This window comes from Helicobacter sp. 13S00477-4, from assembly GCF_002272785.1.
Classification (GTDB): Bacteria; Campylobacterota; Campylobacteria; order Campylobacterales; family Helicobacteraceae; genus Helicobacter_J.
The window spans coordinates 60,206-76,747 of sequence record NZ_MLAS01000003.1; the positions used below are offsets into that span (position 1 = coordinate 60,206).

16 protein-coding genes are annotated in these 16,542 nt (G+C 33.1%); 4 read left to right on the forward strand and 12 right to left on the reverse strand.

What is annotated here, in order from left to right; genetic code table 11:
• Nucleotides 1–2: 2 nt before the first annotated feature.
• Genes BKH44_RS02465 through ilvC form a run of 6 tightly spaced genes read right to left on the reverse strand, consistent with a single transcriptional unit; the run spans nt 3 to nt 4,103 of the window.
• Nucleotides 3–398 (reverse strand): RuvX/YqgF family protein, encoded by a 396-nt coding sequence (locus BKH44_RS02465; RefSeq protein ID WP_095269736.1) that lies wholly within the window; start codon nt 396–398, stop codon nt 3–5.
• A complete protein-coding gene (dprA, locus tag BKH44_RS02470; RefSeq protein WP_095269738.1) occupies nt 395–1,183 on the reverse strand; it encodes a DNA-processing protein DprA in 789 nt (262 codons plus the stop codon). Before dprA ends, BKH44_RS02465 begins: the two co-directional genes overlap by 4 nt.
• Entirely contained in the window at nt 1,173–2,033 is an 861-nt protein-coding gene (locus tag BKH44_RS02475) for a divergent polysaccharide deacetylase family protein (RefSeq protein WP_095269739.1), read from the reverse strand. The genes dprA and BKH44_RS02475 overlap by 11 nt, the downstream gene beginning before the upstream one ends.
• Nucleotides 2,030–2,266 carry a cell division topological specificity factor MinE gene (minE, locus tag BKH44_RS02480; protein ID WP_095269741.1) on the reverse strand — a complete coding sequence of 79 codons (237 nt, stop codon included), beginning with the start codon at nt 2,264–2,266 and terminating at the stop codon, nt 2,030–2,032. Before minE ends, BKH44_RS02475 begins: the two co-directional genes overlap by 4 nt.
• Complete coding sequence (gene minD, locus BKH44_RS02485; protein ID WP_095269742.1) at nt 2,263–3,069, reverse strand: septum site-determining protein MinD; 807 nt, start codon at nt 3,067–3,069, stop codon at nt 2,263–2,265. Before minD ends, minE begins: the two co-directional genes overlap by 4 nt.
• 8 nt (nt 3,070–3,077) lie before the next feature.
• Nucleotides 3,078–4,103, reverse strand: coding sequence for a ketol-acid reductoisomerase (gene ilvC, locus BKH44_RS02490; protein WP_095269744.1), 1,026 nt, complete (start codon nt 4,101–4,103; stop codon nt 3,078–3,080).
• A gap of 164 nt (nt 4,104–4,267) precedes the next feature.
• Between ilvC and BKH44_RS02495 the strand changes: the two genes are divergently transcribed.
• Nucleotides 4,268–6,964 (forward strand): phosphoenolpyruvate carboxylase, encoded by a 2,697-nt coding sequence (locus tag BKH44_RS02495; protein ID WP_095269745.1) that lies wholly within the window; start codon nt 4,268–4,270, stop codon nt 6,962–6,964.
• Here BKH44_RS02495 and BKH44_RS02500 read toward each other — a convergent pair whose 3' ends face one another.
• Nucleotides 6,965–7,420 carry a thiamine-phosphate pyrophosphorylase gene (locus BKH44_RS02500; protein ID WP_257842572.1) on the reverse strand — a complete coding sequence of 152 codons (456 nt, stop codon included), beginning with the start codon at nt 7,418–7,420 and terminating at the stop codon, nt 6,965–6,967. It lies immediately after the preceding gene.
• The gene (locus BKH44_RS02505) at nt 7,404–8,099 is read right to left on the reverse strand and encodes a Bax inhibitor-1/YccA family protein (RefSeq protein WP_095269747.1); all 696 of its coding nucleotides are present in this window, start codon (nt 8,097–8,099) and stop codon (nt 7,404–7,406) included. The genes BKH44_RS02500 and BKH44_RS02505 overlap by 17 nt, the downstream gene beginning before the upstream one ends.
• Before the next feature lie 169 nt (nt 8,100–8,268).
• On the opposite strand from BKH44_RS02505, the gene gap reads away from it, so the two are divergent.
• Nucleotides 8,269–9,264: a type I glyceraldehyde-3-phosphate dehydrogenase gene (gap, locus tag BKH44_RS02510; RefSeq protein WP_095269748.1), complete on the forward strand. Its 996-nt coding sequence runs from the start codon at nt 8,269–8,271 to the stop codon at nt 9,262–9,264.
• Nucleotides 9,265–9,284: 20 nt separating this feature from the next.
• Here the strand turns inward: gap and BKH44_RS02515 are convergent, their stop codons facing one another.
• The 4 genes from BKH44_RS02515 to BKH44_RS02530 all read right to left on the reverse strand — a co-directional run bounded on the left by BKH44_RS02515 (nt 9,285) and on the right by BKH44_RS02530 (nt 14,408).
• Complete coding sequence (locus BKH44_RS02515) at nt 9,285–10,805, reverse strand: phospholipase D family protein (protein WP_095269839.1); 1,521 nt, start codon at nt 10,803–10,805, stop codon at nt 9,285–9,287.
• A gap of 109 nt (nt 10,806–10,914) precedes the next feature.
• The gene (locus BKH44_RS02520; protein ID WP_095269749.1) at nt 10,915–11,664 is read right to left on the reverse strand and encodes a fumarate reductase iron-sulfur subunit; all 750 of its coding nucleotides are present in this window, start codon (nt 11,662–11,664) and stop codon (nt 10,915–10,917) included.
• A complete protein-coding gene (locus tag BKH44_RS02525) occupies nt 11,661–13,646 on the reverse strand; it encodes a fumarate reductase flavoprotein subunit (protein ID WP_095269750.1) in 1,986 nt (661 codons plus the stop codon). Before BKH44_RS02525 ends, BKH44_RS02520 begins: the two co-directional genes overlap by 4 nt.
• Nucleotides 13,647–14,408 (reverse strand): fumarate reductase cytochrome b subunit, encoded by a 762-nt coding sequence (locus BKH44_RS02530; protein WP_095269752.1) that lies wholly within the window; start codon nt 14,406–14,408, stop codon nt 13,647–13,649.
• Nucleotides 14,409–14,834: 426 nt separating this feature from the next.
• On the opposite strand from BKH44_RS02530, the gene BKH44_RS02535 reads away from it, so the two are divergent.
• Entirely contained in the window at nt 14,835–15,533 is a 699-nt protein-coding gene (locus tag BKH44_RS02535) for a triose-phosphate isomerase (RefSeq protein ID WP_095269754.1), read from the forward strand.
• Nucleotide 15,534: 1 nt separating this feature from the next.
• A complete protein-coding gene (lpxD, locus tag BKH44_RS02540) occupies nt 15,535–16,539 on the forward strand; it encodes a UDP-3-O-(3-hydroxymyristoyl)glucosamine N-acyltransferase (RefSeq protein WP_095269755.1) in 1,005 nt (334 codons plus the stop codon).
• Nucleotides 16,540–16,542: the final 3 nt, after the last annotated feature.

The following is a 16,542-nucleotide window of genomic DNA, read 5'->3' on the forward strand; positions in this document are numbered from 1 at the left end:
CACTAAAATCTTTTATCATCAAAATAACGTTGCAAGATTTTACATGCTGCCAAAGAGTCTGATTGACCATTTTTTTGAGCTTCTCTCCTTTTCTTTCTCCCCATATAAAGTAAATCTTCAAATGCCTCTATACTTGAATAATCCTCATTTATATAAACAATTTTTCCCTCAAAATTTACAAGCCCTACAAAATGCCTGATACGATTGGACATGCCTGGATTATGAATTGGCAAACCAACAACAAGCGTGTGAGCATTTTTCAAATGTAAAAAATCAGAAAGTTCTTCACTAGCTTGCCTTCTATTCCTACGCACAATAGGCTCTAATGGAAGAATAATTCTATTGATAGAGCCAGCTAAACCTATCTTCTTTAACCCTAAATCACAAGCAATAATCATAAAATTACTTTCAGATAACCATCTTGACGTTTGATTTTACCCTCAAGCTCATATTCTAAAATCTTATCACCATATTTAGAATAAGCTTCTTCAAAGGTTGGTATTTTTTCACAAAAATTCAAAATTTCATCATTGGTTTTTTCTTGTTTACCAAAAATCATTTCAAGGAATATATCAATATCATAAATAGCCCTTGCCAAAGAATTTTGAAGTAAAAAATTCGTCCCACTACTTTCATCAATACGTTGAGGTAAAACAAAAATAGGTTTTTTACAAAACTCAGCAATCTGAGCACTTTGCATAGATCCACTATTCATATCTGCTTGTGGGATGACTACCCAATCACTTAATGCAATAACAATGCGATTGCGTTCAATAAAAGAATATTTTTTTGGAATATAATTTTTTTCATATTCACTCAAAATCAATCCATTTTTAGCAATTTGAGAAATAATACGAGCATTAGTAGATGGATAGATAATATCTAAACTAGCTGGAGAAACCATAATCGTATCTGGAAATGCTGCACTTTGTGCTACAATATCTATCCCTAAAGCACCTCCACTCACCACAATACCCCCAAGTGCTGAAATTTTTTTTGATAAAGCAAAGGTAAAATTTTTAGCATATGGTGTTGGACTTCTAGTCCCTACAATAGCAACTTTAATAGGCATTTCAAGGAGTTTTTTATTGCCTGTATAATAAAGTTTTTTAGGAATTTTTTTTAAAATATTCAAAGATTTAGGGATAAATTCCAAAATAGAATAATCAAAATTACTTTGCATATCTACCCCTTAACCAAGTATCAATTTCTTTTATATCAACCAAATCTACATCTTGAAACCATTCATTTTTTTTGGCTGTTTTAAGTGCTTTAAAGGTCGTTTGATGGGGGTGACAAATTGCAATCACATAACCATTCTTTTTAGCCATAACGACAGATTTCTTAATTTGTTTTAAAATACTTTCAAGGGAACTTTCATTATCTAAAAATATTTGCCTAGAAAGCAATGTTTTGTTCATTTGAGCATAAATTTCAGGAGCTTTGGTCTGTGGAGTTGTGCGAGAATCAACAAAAGTAATATGATATTTTTCTAAAATATCTATAAAATTTTTCATATCAATATAGCTAGCAGTAAATTTACTACCTGTATGATTATTGATATAAGCTACTGCTGGAAAATCTTCTTTTATTTTCTTTATATAAGCTTCTATTTCCTTCTTACTTTCACCTATTTTCAACCATTTATGAGGAGACTGATAAAAATGCAAGGCTTCCATAGGCAAATGGATCATATAAAAAATTTCATTTTTTGCCATTCTTGGCGTGAGCTTATTGTCTTTATTGTAAGGAAAGAAAGAAGGCGTAATTTTTAATTTTAATTGATGTAAAGATTCTAATTGCCATGGATATGCAATATCATCCATGATAATGGCTAATTTTGGCTTTTTATCTATCATAGAATGGTCAGACAAAGATTGGTTATTATACAAAAAATTAAGATGATGTTCAAAGGGTAGTTTCTCTTGGGGTACATCCAAATCAAGATGATCAGATTTAGAAACATAAAACCAATAACCACTCATCCCCCCTACAATCAGACATATAAAAAAGAATAAAAATATTTTTTTCATTGTCTGCCTAAGACGATTTCAACCTCTAATGTATCAATATTTTGATTAGAATCTGCCTTAATGTCAATCCTTGAAGCATGGGTATATTTTTGTACAACTTCTAAAATTTCACGTTTCATCTCTTCCATATAGGGCAACTTAACACTCCTTTCATGAGCTAAAACAATCTTGAGTCTATCTTTTGCACATTTTGCACTCCCTTGATTTCCAAACCACTTTGTCAATAAACTCATTGGAATAACCTCTTAAATACTTTTAAAAACTTGCCTTCAGTTCTAAATTCTGGGAAAACAACCTCCTGCCCTAAAATTCGTTGTGTAATTCTTCTGTAAGCTTCACCACTAGGACTATTACTATAAATTACAGGTTCTCCAGAATTGGTCGCTGAAACAACTTTGCTATCTTCAGGCACCAAACCTATTAATGGCAAAGCAAGGATATTCAAAACATCTTCATTCGAAAGCATCTCTCCTCTTTCTACAAGTTCAGGCTTTAGGCGATTAATAATGATATGTTTTTGAACTTCTAATCCATTTTTAGATTTATCAGATTTTGCATCAATAATACCAATCACCCTATCACTATCACGAACAGAACTTACTTCAGGGGTAACAATAACAAGTGCACGATCAGCCCAAAAAATAGAATGCTCAAAACCACTCTCTATCCCAGCAGGCGAATCAAGCAAAATATAATCAAAATCTCTTTTAAGATTTTCAATCAAAGTTTTAACTTTTTCTTTATCTAAAATATTTTTATCTTTGCTTTGGGAAGCAGGAATGAAATAAAGATTTTTTGTTTTTTTATCATTAATGAGTGCTTGAGAAAGATTACACTTCCCCTCCATTACATCGACAACATCATAAACAATTCGATTTTCAAGCCCTAAAATCATATCCAGATTTCGTAAGCCGATATCAAAATCTACTGCAACAACTTTTTTGCCACTCTGTGCCAAGCCTACAGCAATATTTGCTGTGGCAGTGCTTTTACCTACACCGCCTTTTCCAGAAGTTATTGTGATTACTTCAGCCATTGATATCCTTAGTTTTTACTTTTATCAACAAGTTTATCTCCTCCAATCCAAGGCATCATAGCCCTTAAACGTTCTCCAACTTTTTCTATTTTGTGCTCACTCAAATTTTTACGCTCTGCATTCATCCTAGCATAACCTGCTTTTCGCTCCAAAATAAAATCTTTAGCAAATCGTGCTTCTTGAATATCCTTAAGGATAGCTTTCATAGCTTTCCTTGAAGCCTCTCCAATAACTCTAGGTCCACTGACCATATCACCATATTCAGCAGTATTAGAAATTGAATACCTCATATCTGCCAAACCTCCCTGATAAATCAAATCAACAATCAGCTTAAGTTCATGGAGGCATTCAAAATATGCCATTTCTTCAGGATATCCTGCTTCTACAAGTGTCTCAAAACCTGCTTTAACTAAAGCACTAACTCCTCCGCACAAGACTGCTTGCTCGCCAAACAAGTCAGTTTCAGTCTCATCCTTAAAGGTTGTTTCAATAATACCACTTCTCCCACCACCAATTGCACTTGCATAACTCAAAGCAATTTCTTTAGCATCTTTTTTGCTTGTATCTTGTTCAATGGCAATCAAATCTGGAATACCTGCACCCTTAAGAAATTCACTCCTCACAGTATGACCCGGTGCCTTAGGAGCAATCATAATCACACCGACACCCTTAGGAGCCTTTATTTGCCCAAAATGGATGTTAAAGCCATGCCCAAAGGCAATAATTTTATCTTCTTTAAGATATGGGGCAATATCCCTTTCAAAGACATCTCCTTGCAATTCATCTGGGATGAGTATCATTATTATATCTGCCCACTTTGTAGCTTCTGCAACTTCAAGGACTTTGAAATTCTTCGCCTCTGCCTTTACCCAGCTTTTGCCACCTTTGTATAATCCAATAACCACCTCAACACCACTATCCCTAAGATTTTCTGCATGAGCATGTCCTTGCGAACCAAAACCAATAATGGCTACTTTTTTCTTTTGAATCAATGCTAAATCACAATCTTTATCATAATAAACTTTCAATGCCATGTTTTCTCCTCTTTTCAATAAATATATAAATATTGATTATACGATTATATGTTAAGAAAACTTAGTCATCTCTTTGTTAAAATAAAATTTGTTTCCAATTTGCAACAAAAATACTTTATGATGCGTATGTTATAATCTTTAAAAATAACCAAAAAAGAATTAAAATGGACAATCGTTTTGAATCTGAATTGAACTTTATCTATGAAATAATGATTGAAATGCTTAGCGAACTCAATCCGAAATGTTTGGATTTTTTCTTAAAACTACGTGAACAAATCTTACAAACACATAAACCTGAAAAAAAAATAAAATCTATCCTCCAAAACATTACTTTATCAGACAATACACTTGAAGTTATCAAAGCTTTTTCGCTTTATAATATTTTGCTTAATATCATTGAAGAACGTCATTATCTCAAAAATCAAGCAACGCTATCTACCATAAAAAAATCTTATAATGAACTTTTGAATGAAGGTTTTGACAAACAAGATATTGATAAAATTTTAAACACCATACAATTTTATCCTGTCTTCACCGCCCATCCAACAGAATCAAGAAGACGAACTTTTCTTGAGGCTCACCACGAGATCAGTAATGATTTGCACAAAATTTTTGAATTCAATGATGAAGAGGCAAAACAACACTTAAAATATCGCCTCAGACTTTTATGGCAGAGCCATCTAGTAAGGAGTGAAAAACTTGAAGTTCTTTTTGAACTTGACAATCTCTTATATATTATAGAAAGCTCTATTTTAAAAAGCAGTCAAAAAGTTTTAGATTACATTCAAAATCTCCTTCAAAAACCACTGCAATCTTCTCCAATACATTTAGGAAGCTGGATAGGAGGGGACAGGGATGGCAATCCATTTGTTACTAATGAATTGATGACTCAAACAATGCGAACCCAACATGAACTCATCATAAAAATTTACTTGAATAAAATCAAAAAACTTAGCCGAGAACTTTCTATCTCTACAGATTTTATACCCATCAATGCAGAGCTTGAAGATTCTCTAAAAAAAGAAAAAAATGAACAAAGCAGGGTTGAAATAAAACTTCATAATCGAGAACCTTTTCGTGCCAAGCTAAATTTAATGGCAAAAAAACTCAAAAATCGCTTGATAGCAGTCAATTCACTAAATTCTATTGATTTTAGTTATAAACATCCTCAAGAACTCATTGCAGATATTGATTTACTTATCAATAATTTGGACAATGTTAGTGCCACCTACCTTAAGGAATTCAGGAACCTCGTACTCTTAGGGGGCTTTCACTTAATGTGCATTGACTTTAGAGAGCATCGTGATGTTTTTGTAGATGCGATCAGTGAAGTTTTTTGTCTTTTGAATATATCAGATAGCGATTTTGGAACTTTCAGAGAAGAAAAAAAGATACAAATACTCAATACAGCACTTGAGATGCCAAAATTAGAACTCAATAGCATTCTTGACAAAGTAAGTAAAAGTACTCAAAATATTTTAGAAGCATTTTTAAGGATTGATTGGGCAAAAAAATATATTTCTGAAGATATTATCAAATCTGTTATTATATCAATGACCACTCAAGCTAGTGATATATTATGCGTGCTTTGGCTTACTAAACAGAGTGGATTGTGGGAACCAAGCAAGAAAAATAATACTCATAATAAAATAAACACCAAAATTCGTATCACACCACTATTTGAAACAATTCAAGATCTAGAAAAAGCAAAAGATATTATCAATACTCTAAGTCAAAATCCTCATTACGCTCATTATCTGCACGATCTAAATATGACTCAAGAAATCATGATAGGTTATTCAGATTCTAGTAAAGATGGTGGCATCTTTACTAGCAACTATAGTCTTTATAAGGCTATATTCGAATTGATGGCTTTGGGGGAAAATTTGGGTATAAAATTTATCTTATTTCACGGCAGAGGTGGAAGTGTGAGTCGAGGTGGTGGCAATCTTGAATCTGCTTTGCTTGCTTCACCTCCAAAAAGCGTTTGTGGCTTTTTGAAAACAACTGAACAAGGTGAGGTTATCAGCTCAAAATACCTTAATCCAAAAAATTCCCAATCCAACTTATCAAACACAATAGGAGCATTGCTAAAAAAATCCGTGCATGATAGTTTCTGTTCTAATACAACATCAAATACCAAGACAAATAAAAATATCTGCCATATTGCTCCTATACATTGGGAAACTATGCAAGAAATTTCACAAACCTCTCACAATACATATCGAAAACTTGTATATGAAACAGATGGTTTTATTGAGTATTTCAAACAAGCCACTCCTATTGATTTCATCCAACAGCTCAATCTTGGTTCAAGACCAGGAAGACGGAAGGATAGTGCAAAAGTTCAAGACCTCAGAGCCATCCCTTGGGTATTTGCATGGACACAAAATCGTAGTATTATTCCAGCTTGGTATGGATTAGGCAGCGGATTAGAATCCATACATAATCAAAACAAAACTAAAATTTGCTATCAAGAATCAGAATTTTTCAAAACCACTATTGATAATATTTCACAAGCTTTATTAAAAGTAGATATAGATATCGCTGGACAATACAATCAGTTCGCTCAAGATCAATTGACCTCACAAAAGATTTGGAAAATGATTCAAAATGAATACCATAAAACAATGGATTTTATATTATGGGTGCGAGACGAAAAAGAACTGCTTGAGAATCAACCTAAAACGAGAGAATCTATTTTATTGAGAAAACCATACATTACAGCACTCAATTTACTTCAAATTGAACTCATAAAAAAATATAAACTCTCAACTGATATGCAACAACAAGACAGACTAATAGAACAAATTCACAGCACTATAGTAGGGATTGCACAAGGGATGAGGAATACTGGGTGATTATTGAAAATCTAATTTTATCTGTTCTTTTTGACTGCCAAAATATTTTAAAACAAATTCTCTTTCAATTCCGTAAAGTTCATAACGAATATTTTTAAAAAGTTCGCTTTCTCCAAAAATTTTCAACTCTTCATATTTTAGATATTCCTCTAAAACCCTACAACTTTCTTGAGATCTTTTAAAATTCGCTGATACGATTTGCTCAATATTATCTCTACATCCCTCAGATAAAGTTGTTTTTCGTAAAATATCTCCATGTGTATTACGCTGGGTCAAAAGGGTGATGGGATGGTTTAAAGAAGCTCTATGGCGTAAATCTTTCAACACTGAAGCAATCATTTTATCATTTTGAAGATACCTTGCAGTATCCTCAACAACTCTAATACCTTCTTTTAAACGATTGAGGTTTGCATCAAGTATCCTTTGTGCATTTGAGGTATTAATCGTCTCTGCCACCCAAAAGACCAATAAGTTGTAAAATTGAGATAAAGATGTTTAAAAAATCTAAATACAAGCTAACAGCAGCCTCTACAGGACTATCATACAAACCTCTGACCATATTTTGAGTATCATATGCAACATAAACACTAAACAATACAGCACAAGCACCTGCAATCACGGCTTGAAAAACAGGTGATCCCAAAAATATATTTACTACTGAACAAACTAAAACAACAATCACAGCAATAAATAAAGTCTTCCCCATATTTGCCAAATCTGCTTTAGTTTTTAAGGCAAAAATACTCATGAGTCCAAAAATAATTGTTGTCATCCCTAATGCTTGCCAAATTGCTCCTACACCAGCTTTTGTAATCACGAATCCAAGCAAAGGAACTAATGTTACACCTGATAAAAATGTAAAAATAAACAACATTGAAATATTCAAGCCTGGTTTATTTTTTGAAAACATCAATCCAAAAAATGCTGCAATCTCCGCAATAAAAAATACCCAACGATATTGAATGACTGCTTCAAAATATTGAAAACCTATCAAAGCTCCTATAGTAGCAAGCAATAAACTGCCTGCGAATAATTTATATGTTGTTTTTACAAAATTGACTAAAGCAGTTTCGCTAAGAACTTGCTTGTATTCTTGGGTTCTTTCGTTCATATAATTCCTATCATACAATCCCATTTTAAACCCCTTTCATTTCTCTAAGATTTCAAAGACTTTTTGAGACTCAGATTGTATATTATTTATGTCAAGAAATTGTAAATTGAGTAAATCACTTTTTGTCAATCTATAAGATAAAATAACACTAAAAATATTTCACATTAATTAAGCCTCATTTAGGAGCGAGTTTATGTCTGAATTAAAAATTGCCATTAATGGTTTTGGAAGACTCGGCAGAACTATTGCAAGAATTATAGCCAACAGGCACAATGTAGAACTTGTAGCTATCAATGATGCAAGTGATTGGGAAATCCTTGCCTATCTTCTTGAATATGATACCACACATGGGCATTTTCCAAAACCCATTTTTTATCAAGATAAAAAACTATTCATTGACAACAAACCTATACAAACTTTTTCCTTTCAAAATCCTCAAGAACTTGATTTTGCTGCCTGTGGTGCAGATATAGTTATTGAATCATCTGGTAAATTCCTGACCCAATCAGAAGTAGAACACCATATAAAAAAAGGAATCCAAAAAGTAATATTTTCTGCTCCTACCAATGATGAAACACCTACTTTCGTTATGGGAGTAAACCACCACCTCTATGCAGGTCAAAAAATAATTTCAAATGCCTCCTGTACAACTAATTGCTTAGCACCAATCTGTCAAGTTATCAATGAAAATTTTGGCATAAAAGCAGGCATCCTTACTACTATCCATAGCTATACCAATGATCAAAATTTACTTGATTCAGCACATCAAAAAGATAAAAGACGTTCCCGTGCAGCAGCAGTAAATATTATACCAACCACAACTGGAGCTGCAAAATCACTTTATAAAATCCTCCCTGAACTTAAAGGTAAACTTCATGGTCATAGTGTACGTGTCCCTGTTATTGATGTTTCAATGGTTGATTTAAACCTTCAACTCAAACAAAACACAGATACTCAAAAAATAAATGAAGTTTTACAAGAAGCTTCTATAGGATACCTTAAAGGTATTTTAGGCATAGATGAAAAATATGGAGTGAGTACGGATTTCCTTCAAGATACTCGAAGTAGCATTGTTGCTAAAGATATGACCTTCAATATCGGAGAAATGGTAAAAATAATGGCTTGGTATGATAATGAATGGGGATACTCTAATCGCATCATTGATTTGGCAACTTTTATCATGCAATAAAATCTAATTGGTTTTATTGCTTAAATCTGACTTTCTGGGAATATCTTAGCTAAAAAATTAATCATCCTAACAAAAAAACTAGTGTCAGGAGAATGTGTTTCACAAACAAGTTTTCCATCTTCATTACCCTCCCAAACAACTTTATGATTTTTTAATACAAGATGCCAAGATTTTTGCATATCTATTTGCATTAATTTTTTAGTCTCTTTGGCAAAATCTGCATTATCAAATATAGCAACAACTTCTGTATTAATGCCTTCAGAGCGAGGATCAAGATTAAAACTTCCTACCCAAGTAATTTTGTCATCAAAAACGATTGTTTTACTATGCAATGATGCCCCAGAACTAATCCTCCCTCGAATCTTTATCTTCCCCTCATTCCTCTTATATTCATAGACATTTACACCCATTTTAACAAAATCATCACGATATCTTTCCCAAGCACTATAAACAACCAAAGCATCAGTAGAAGAAAGTGAATTGGTTAAAATACTAATATTAATACCCTTATCTATAGCCATTTTAAAATATTTTACACCTTTTTTTCCAGGCACAAAATAAGCTGAAGAAATATAAATAGAATCTGTTACATTTTGCCAAATTTTTTTCAGTGCTTCTGATAAAGGGTTTTGTATCTTTTTTTCTATTTTTTCAGGAGAGTCAGCAATGAGTTTTGCATTCCCCCAATAAATAATATTTTGATGATTTTTATATTTAAAAATAAATTTTTCAATCGCTTCATTATATATTTCCCAGTCTTTTTTAGAACCCTCTATTTTGGTTATATATTTAGGATAATTTTTTAAATATTTTTTCATTTTGGACTTTGAAGGCAAAAAAGATGCGGGAATAGATCGATGAAAATTCCAATATTCATCAAAGCTTTTTGTAGCCTCTTGAGCAATTTTACCTAAAAAAAATACATCAGTATCAGAAAAATTAACATTAAAATTATTATCAAAATAATCATCAGCGATATTCCTACCACCAATAATCAAAGCAATATCATCAACAATAAACATTTTGTTATGCATCCGCTTATTGATCCTGCCAAAATCATATATCATCTCAGGATATCTAAAAAATTTTATCCTATTTTTATATGGATTAAAAATTTTTACACTAATATTAGGGTGATTGTCTAATGCGATGACATCAGAAAAATCAGAATCAAGTCCATTATCATCAATTAGGATACGGATTTTTACACCACGATTAGCAGCTGTCCATATCTCATGCATTAAAATACGCGAAGCTACATCATTTTTATAAATATAAGTCTGAATATCAATGCTTTTTTCAGCCATTCGAGCTAAACTTGCACGATGCAAAAGAGCATAAGAACCATCTTCAATAAGCATTGCACCACTTTTTTGTGGCTCACTTTCTAATTTTTTAACATACACTTTTCCAATAGTAGTTTCTAAAGGACTAAATTTTTCAATCAAAACTTTTGTAGGGAACTTATTTTTAGGGATATTCTTTGTAGAAGCAACTATAGAAGAACATCCGCTTAATACAAAAAATGCTATAAATAGCATTACAGCAATATTGGTTTCGCTCAATACAAATACCTAATTTATAATTTATTTAAAGAATATTTATGATTTTACATTACCTTCTATTAACACTAAATTGTCTATATAAAAGCTAAGATTTTTTATACCCTACTGAAAGCATTTTACGTCTCAAATAAGCAATTTTACTCTGTAAGGGCAGTTCTTTAGGACAAGTATCATGGCAAGCTATCAAACTCATACAACCAAAGACTCCATCATCATTACCTATAAGCTCATAAAAATCATCATCACTTCTCTTATCATGTGGGTCAATCATAAACCTTACAGTTCGATTCATACCAGCTGCACCAATAAAATCTTCTCGCATTAGTTTAGTCGCACAGCTTGCGATACAACAACCACATTCAATACACCTCTCAAGTTCAAATATATCTTGAGCAACATCTGGTTCAACTTTTTGCTCAGGCTTAGAAATATCAACAGTTTCATTAGTATGGATCCAACTTTCAACTCGTTTGGTCATACCAGCAAACCACTCCCCAGTATTAACACTCAAATCTTTAATAAGCTTGAATGCAGGTAGAGGCATCAATGTAATGATTCCCTCAGGGAAACTTTTTGTAAGTGTTTTACAAGCGAGTCTAGGACGTCCATTAATCATCATTGCACAACTACCACAAATCCCTGCACGACAAACAAAATCAAAACTTAAATCAGGATCTTGATTTTCTCTAATCATATTTAAAGCAATAAAAATCGTCATTGAATGGGCTTCTTCTAAGCGATACTCTTTAAAATGAGGTTTAGAAACCGCACTTTGAGGATCAAATTTCAAAACTCGAATCGTGATTATTCTTCCCTTTTTTTGTTGTACGCTCATTTTTTATCTCCTAATCGTTGGTTTCTAGCTTTGTATTTAGGTAGCAAATCAAATGGCATTAAAGCTTCTTGAATATCATACCTATCTCCACCATTGGCCTGAATCTCTTGAGTGATTTTTTCTATTTCCTCATCTCGTTTTTGCTTTAAAGGATGAGGGATAAAATTACCTTTAGCACCATAGCCCCTAAAATCAGGAGTTATCTCCATTTTCATGATATCTAAATCTTCATATTCTAAAGTTGGCAATGTTTGCTCAGGATTGCTCCAAGAAGCCAAAGTCCTTTTTAACCAATTTGCATCATCACGTTTAGGATAATCTATCCTAGTGTGTGCCCCTCTAGATTCTGTTCTATCCAGTGCACCTTTTGCGACACAAAGTGCTATTTTAAGCATTCTTGGGATCCTATAAGCATCTTCAAGCTCAGGATTATTGTGCATTTTTTTGTTCTTTACATTGATATTCCTTGATCGCTTATAAAGCTCTTCAAGATCTTTGACAGCTTCTTGCAATAAAGCACCATCTCGAAATACACCAACCTTTTCATCCATAATGATCTTCATTTTATTTTTGATCTCATAGACATCTTCATTTCCACTATTATTAAGCAAAGAAGCAAGATATTTTTCTTCTTTGTCAATAAAAGACTGGATTGTTTTAGTTTCAATATCAATATCTGCTTGCACACAATGCTCAGCAAAATAATCTCCAATAATCATGCCAGCGACCACAGCTTCGCTCACTGAATTTCCACCCAATCTATTAAATCCATGCAAGTCCCAACAAGAGGCTTCTCCTGCACAAAATAGACCTTTTAAATGAGTCTCACCCTTGTAATTTGTCCTGACTCCACCCATTGAATAATGTTGCATTGGCTTGATAGGCACCCAACCTTTAGAACCTTCATCTGCAGGATCAATACCAGCAAAAGTCTTAGCAATATCTTGCACATCTCTAAGATTACGTTCAATATGTGCACGACCAAGTATAGAAATATCCAACCATACATGCTCACCATAAGGGGATTTGACACCTTTGCCATTTTTGATATGTTCTAATATCCTTCTTGAAACAACATCCCTACTTGCGAGTTCTTTTTTTTCAGGCTCATAATCTGGCATAAAACGATAACCATCTTTATCCCTTAAAATACCACCATCACCCCTACAACCTTCTGTCATCAAAATACCACTAGGCACCAAACAGGTTGGATGGAATTGAACTGCTTCCATATTCCCAAGCTTTGCAATCCCTGTTTCCATCGCAATAGCTGCACCCACTCCATCGCAAATTACAGCATTTGTTGTATGTGCATAAACACGTCCATAGCCACCTGTAGCTAAAAGAGTGCCTCTTGAAATATAAGCAGAAATTTCTCCGCTGATTAAATCACGAACAACTGCCCCATAACAGAAACCATTTTCATGGATGATTGACACAGCTTCTTTTCTATCTCTAATATCTACACCATGTTTATAAGCCTCATTAGCAACTGAATATAACATTGAATGTCCTGTAGCATCAGCAGTAAAACAAGTTCTCCATTTCTTTGTCCCACCAAAATCTCTTGATTGAATATAACCGTGTCTATCTGCCTCTTCTGTAATGACAACATGTTCACCATTAATAACAGCTGGACGATCCCCTTTTTTTATCCTCGTCCAAGGCACGCCAAAACTTGCTAATTCTCTAATAGCCTTAGGAGCAGTAGTAACAAACATTCTAGCAACATTTTGATCACAACCCCAATCACTTCCCTTTACAGTGTCTAAAAAATGAAGATCTTCGTTATCTCCTTCACCCATTTTACCATTACCCAAACTTGCTTGCATTCCTCCTTGTGCTGCTGCAGAGTGACTCCTACGAACTGGGACTAAACTCAAAACAATCACATTTAAACCTTTTTTTTTCGCTGCAACTCCTGCACGTAGACCCGCTAATCCTCCCCCTATAATCAATGAATCACAATATGTTACTTTCATTTATTCTCCCTTGCCATATATTTGCACATCAATATGTTTGTAATCAATTGTGGGGTCAGTTTGACTCAATCCTTTTTTGATATAAGCACCATAAGTCAATAACCCTAAAACAATAAAAAATACACTCATAAACCATTTGATACGTCTTAGATTTGTCAGTCCTAATTTTTCAAACCAACCCCATTTTATACACAAGCGATAAAGACCAATAGACCCATGAAGCTCAACTGCAAAAAGTAAAAATATATATAAAATCCAAAAATGTTCGCTGACAAATCGATAAGCTGAACCATTCGGTCCAATAGTATGAGGTTGTGTAAACATTACAAATAAATGGACACTAGCGAGGAAAAACATAGCAAATCCAGTAGCTGCTTGCACAAACCAAAGGCTTGTATCGCTATGTTTCATTAAATGTTTATGTGTTTTTAAGATAATAAATTGCTTATAATTAATAGGAAATTTTCTCATCGCTAATAATGCGTGGGCTATCAATACAATAATAATAATAAATGCGACACCACTAACAATAGCTGGTTCCCCTGCTTTGAATAAAAAACTTCCCTCAAAAAATTTAGCAACTTTATACATCGCCTCATCACTAATGAGTATGCTCGAGACCAAGAACATATGAACTATCATAAAAATAGCTAAAAATAATCCCGTTGCACTTTGCCAAAAATCAAGCTTGGCTGGAACCTTACTTTTTTTACGCTCTGAAGTGATGCCCAAATAACTTTCAATGATTTTGTCTTGCTGCATTTATCTTCTCCTGATGTTGTGTTTGTAAATTTAGACTTTCAAATCCTCTTCCTGATAATCTTAATCAATCATTTTCAAGTCAAATATGAAAATTTTCATATTTGACTTGGATAAAAAGTTTAGAGTTATAGGAAATACCGCTATAAATGAATTTTTGAGACTATCCTTAAAACGAATATATATTCAACCAACATACAATAAAAATCCGATAAACAAGATGTTGTCGATAAAACATTTATTTGTATTCAATCTCCCAAATATTTAAGCGATTGTGTGTATTATAAGACAATTTTTGTTAAAAAATGTCTTAAAAAATCTAAGTTATATAATAAAAAATTCCCACTACAACAAATATGATACTTTTTGTAAATTTTGATAAATAATTGCTACAATAATCTATAAAAAATTTCAAATTAATGGGGTTATATGGAAAAGATTATTGTGGCCAATTTTAAAAGTAACTTGACAAGAGTAAACACTGTTAAATATCTAAGATATCTTGATGCAAAACTTCAAAATCTTCCATCAAGACATATCTACATATTCCCTTCAATGTCATCTCTATGCAAGGATTCATTCAAAAATTTTCAATTAGGAACACAAAATGCCTATCCTGTTTATAATGGAGCTTATACAGGCGAAATAGGTCTAGAAGCATTAGATGAGTTTTGTATCAAAACCATTATGATTGGGCATAGTGAACGCAGGTATATTTTTGGAGAAACACAAAAACTTTGCATTGAAAAATTTGATTTTTTTTCTAAAAAACAATTCACTATTATTTATTGTATTGGTGAAAGTCTATCTATCAGACAACAAGGATTAGAATCTACAATCAATTTCCTCAAAACTCAACTCAAAGGAATTGATTTTTTATATAAAGACCTTATCATTGCATATGAGCCAATATGGGCAATTGGAACAGGTAGAAGTGCAACGATTGAACAAATCAAACAAACCCATCATGCTATCAAAGAAATCTGTTCTGCACCGCTAATTTATGGGGGAAGCGTGAATGAAAAAAATGCTCAAGAAATTTTACAACTCCCTGAAGTAGATGGCATATTAGTAGGAAGTGCATCCCTAAATGCAGAAAACTTTTATCATATAATACAAGGAAAATAAAATGAAACTCTCTACAATGCTTAAATCCATAGGTTTAAATGTCAACCTAAAAAAAGACTTTGAAGTCTCAAATCTCGCACCACTTCAAGAAGCTAAACAAAATGATATTAGCTACATTGATCAAGAAAAATACCTCAATGACCTTTCAGATTCTAAAGCTGGAGCTGTTCTTTTGAGACACAAGCATATTGATAGAGTCCCTAGTCATATTGAAACAATTTGCGTAGATGATCCTCACTTAATCTTTGCACAACTTTCAAGTTTTTTTGCCAAACCTCAGTTTTCACTTGCTGCCTCACACAATGATTCAAAAATACACTTAGAATCCAATCAAAATATAGGTAAAGATACTATTATTATGCCAAATGTCTTTTTGGGGAATGGAATAAAAATTGGGGATAATTGCCTCTTAATGCCCGGCGTAGTGATTAGTGATAATGTAAAAATTGGGGATAATTGTAAAATATACCCCAATGTAGTAATCTATGCAAATACTCAAATTGGTAATAATGTCTTTATCCATGCTGGGAGCGTTATTGGTAGCGATGGTTTTGGATATGCTCATACAAAAAAAGGTGAACATATCAAAATAGAACATACAGGTTGTGTCATCATTGAAGACAATGTAGAAATTGGAGCTAATAATACAATTGATAGGGCAGTATTTGGGGAAACTAGGATAAAAAAAGGTGTAAAAATAGATAACCTAGTTCAAATTGGACACAATTGTATTATTGGAGAAAATTCATTATTGGTCTCACAAGTTGGACTAGCAGGCTCGACAACAACAGGATGTAATGTTGTTATGGGTGGACAATCTGGTACAGGTGGACATATCCACATTGGAGATTTTACCCAAATAGCAGGAAGAGGAGCTGTAGGGAAAAACCTTCCTCCCAATACCAAATGGGGAGGACACCCCCTTATGGAACTTGATGAATGGATGAAATTCTTTGTTATACTAAGGAGATTTGTAAAGAAAAAACTACCTTCTTCAGAAGGTTAAAAC

Bases quoted from the DNA above. Each gene is read 5' to 3' on its own strand.
- BKH44_RS02525 (WP_095269750.1), bottom strand. From the start codon at position 13,646: ATGAAAGTAACATATTGTGATTCATTGATTATAGGGGGAGGATTAGCG.
- minD (WP_095269742.1), bottom strand. From the start codon at position 3,069: ATGGCTGAAGTAATCACAATAACTTCTGGAAAAGGCGGTGTAGGTAAA.
- gap (WP_095269748.1), top strand. From the start codon at position 8,269: ATGTCTGAATTAAAAATTGCCATTAATGGTTTTGGAAGACTCGGCAGA.
- BKH44_RS02515 (WP_095269839.1), bottom strand. From the start codon at position 10,805: ATGCTATTTATAGCATTTTTTGTATTAAGCGGATGTTCTTCTATAGTT.
- BKH44_RS02530 (WP_095269752.1), bottom strand. From the start codon at position 14,408: ATGCAGCAAGACAAAATCATTGAAAGTTATTTGGGCATCACTTCAGAG.
- lpxD (WP_095269755.1), top strand. From the start codon at position 15,535: ATGAAACTCTCTACAATGCTTAAATCCATAGGTTTAAATGTCAACCTA.
- BKH44_RS02505 (WP_095269747.1), bottom strand. From the start codon at position 8,099: ATGGGATTGTATGATAGGAATTATATGAACGAAAGAACCCAAGAATAC.
- BKH44_RS02475 (WP_095269739.1), bottom strand. From the start codon at position 2,033: ATGAAAAAAATATTTTTATTCTTTTTTATATGTCTGATTGTAGGGGGG.
- BKH44_RS02535 (WP_095269754.1), top strand. From the start codon at position 14,835: ATGGAAAAGATTATTGTGGCCAATTTTAAAAGTAACTTGACAAGAGTA.
- dprA (WP_095269738.1), bottom strand. From the start codon at position 1,183: ATGCAAAGTAATTTTGATTATTCTATTTTGGAATTTATCCCTAAATCT.
- ilvC (WP_095269744.1), bottom strand. From the start codon at position 4,103: ATGGCATTGAAAGTTTATTATGATAAAGATTGTGATTTAGCATTGATT.
- BKH44_RS02495 (WP_095269745.1), top strand. From the start codon at position 4,268: ATGGACAATCGTTTTGAATCTGAATTGAACTTTATCTATGAAATAATG.
- minE (WP_095269741.1), bottom strand. From the start codon at position 2,266: ATGAGTTTATTGACAAAGTGGTTTGGAAATCAAGGGAGTGCAAAATGT.
- BKH44_RS02465 (WP_095269736.1), bottom strand. From the start codon at position 398: ATGATTATTGCTTGTGATTTAGGGTTAAAGAAGATAGGTTTAGCTGGC.
- BKH44_RS02520 (WP_095269749.1), bottom strand. From the start codon at position 11,664: ATGAGCGTACAACAAAAAAAGGGAAGAATAATCACGATTCGAGTTTTG.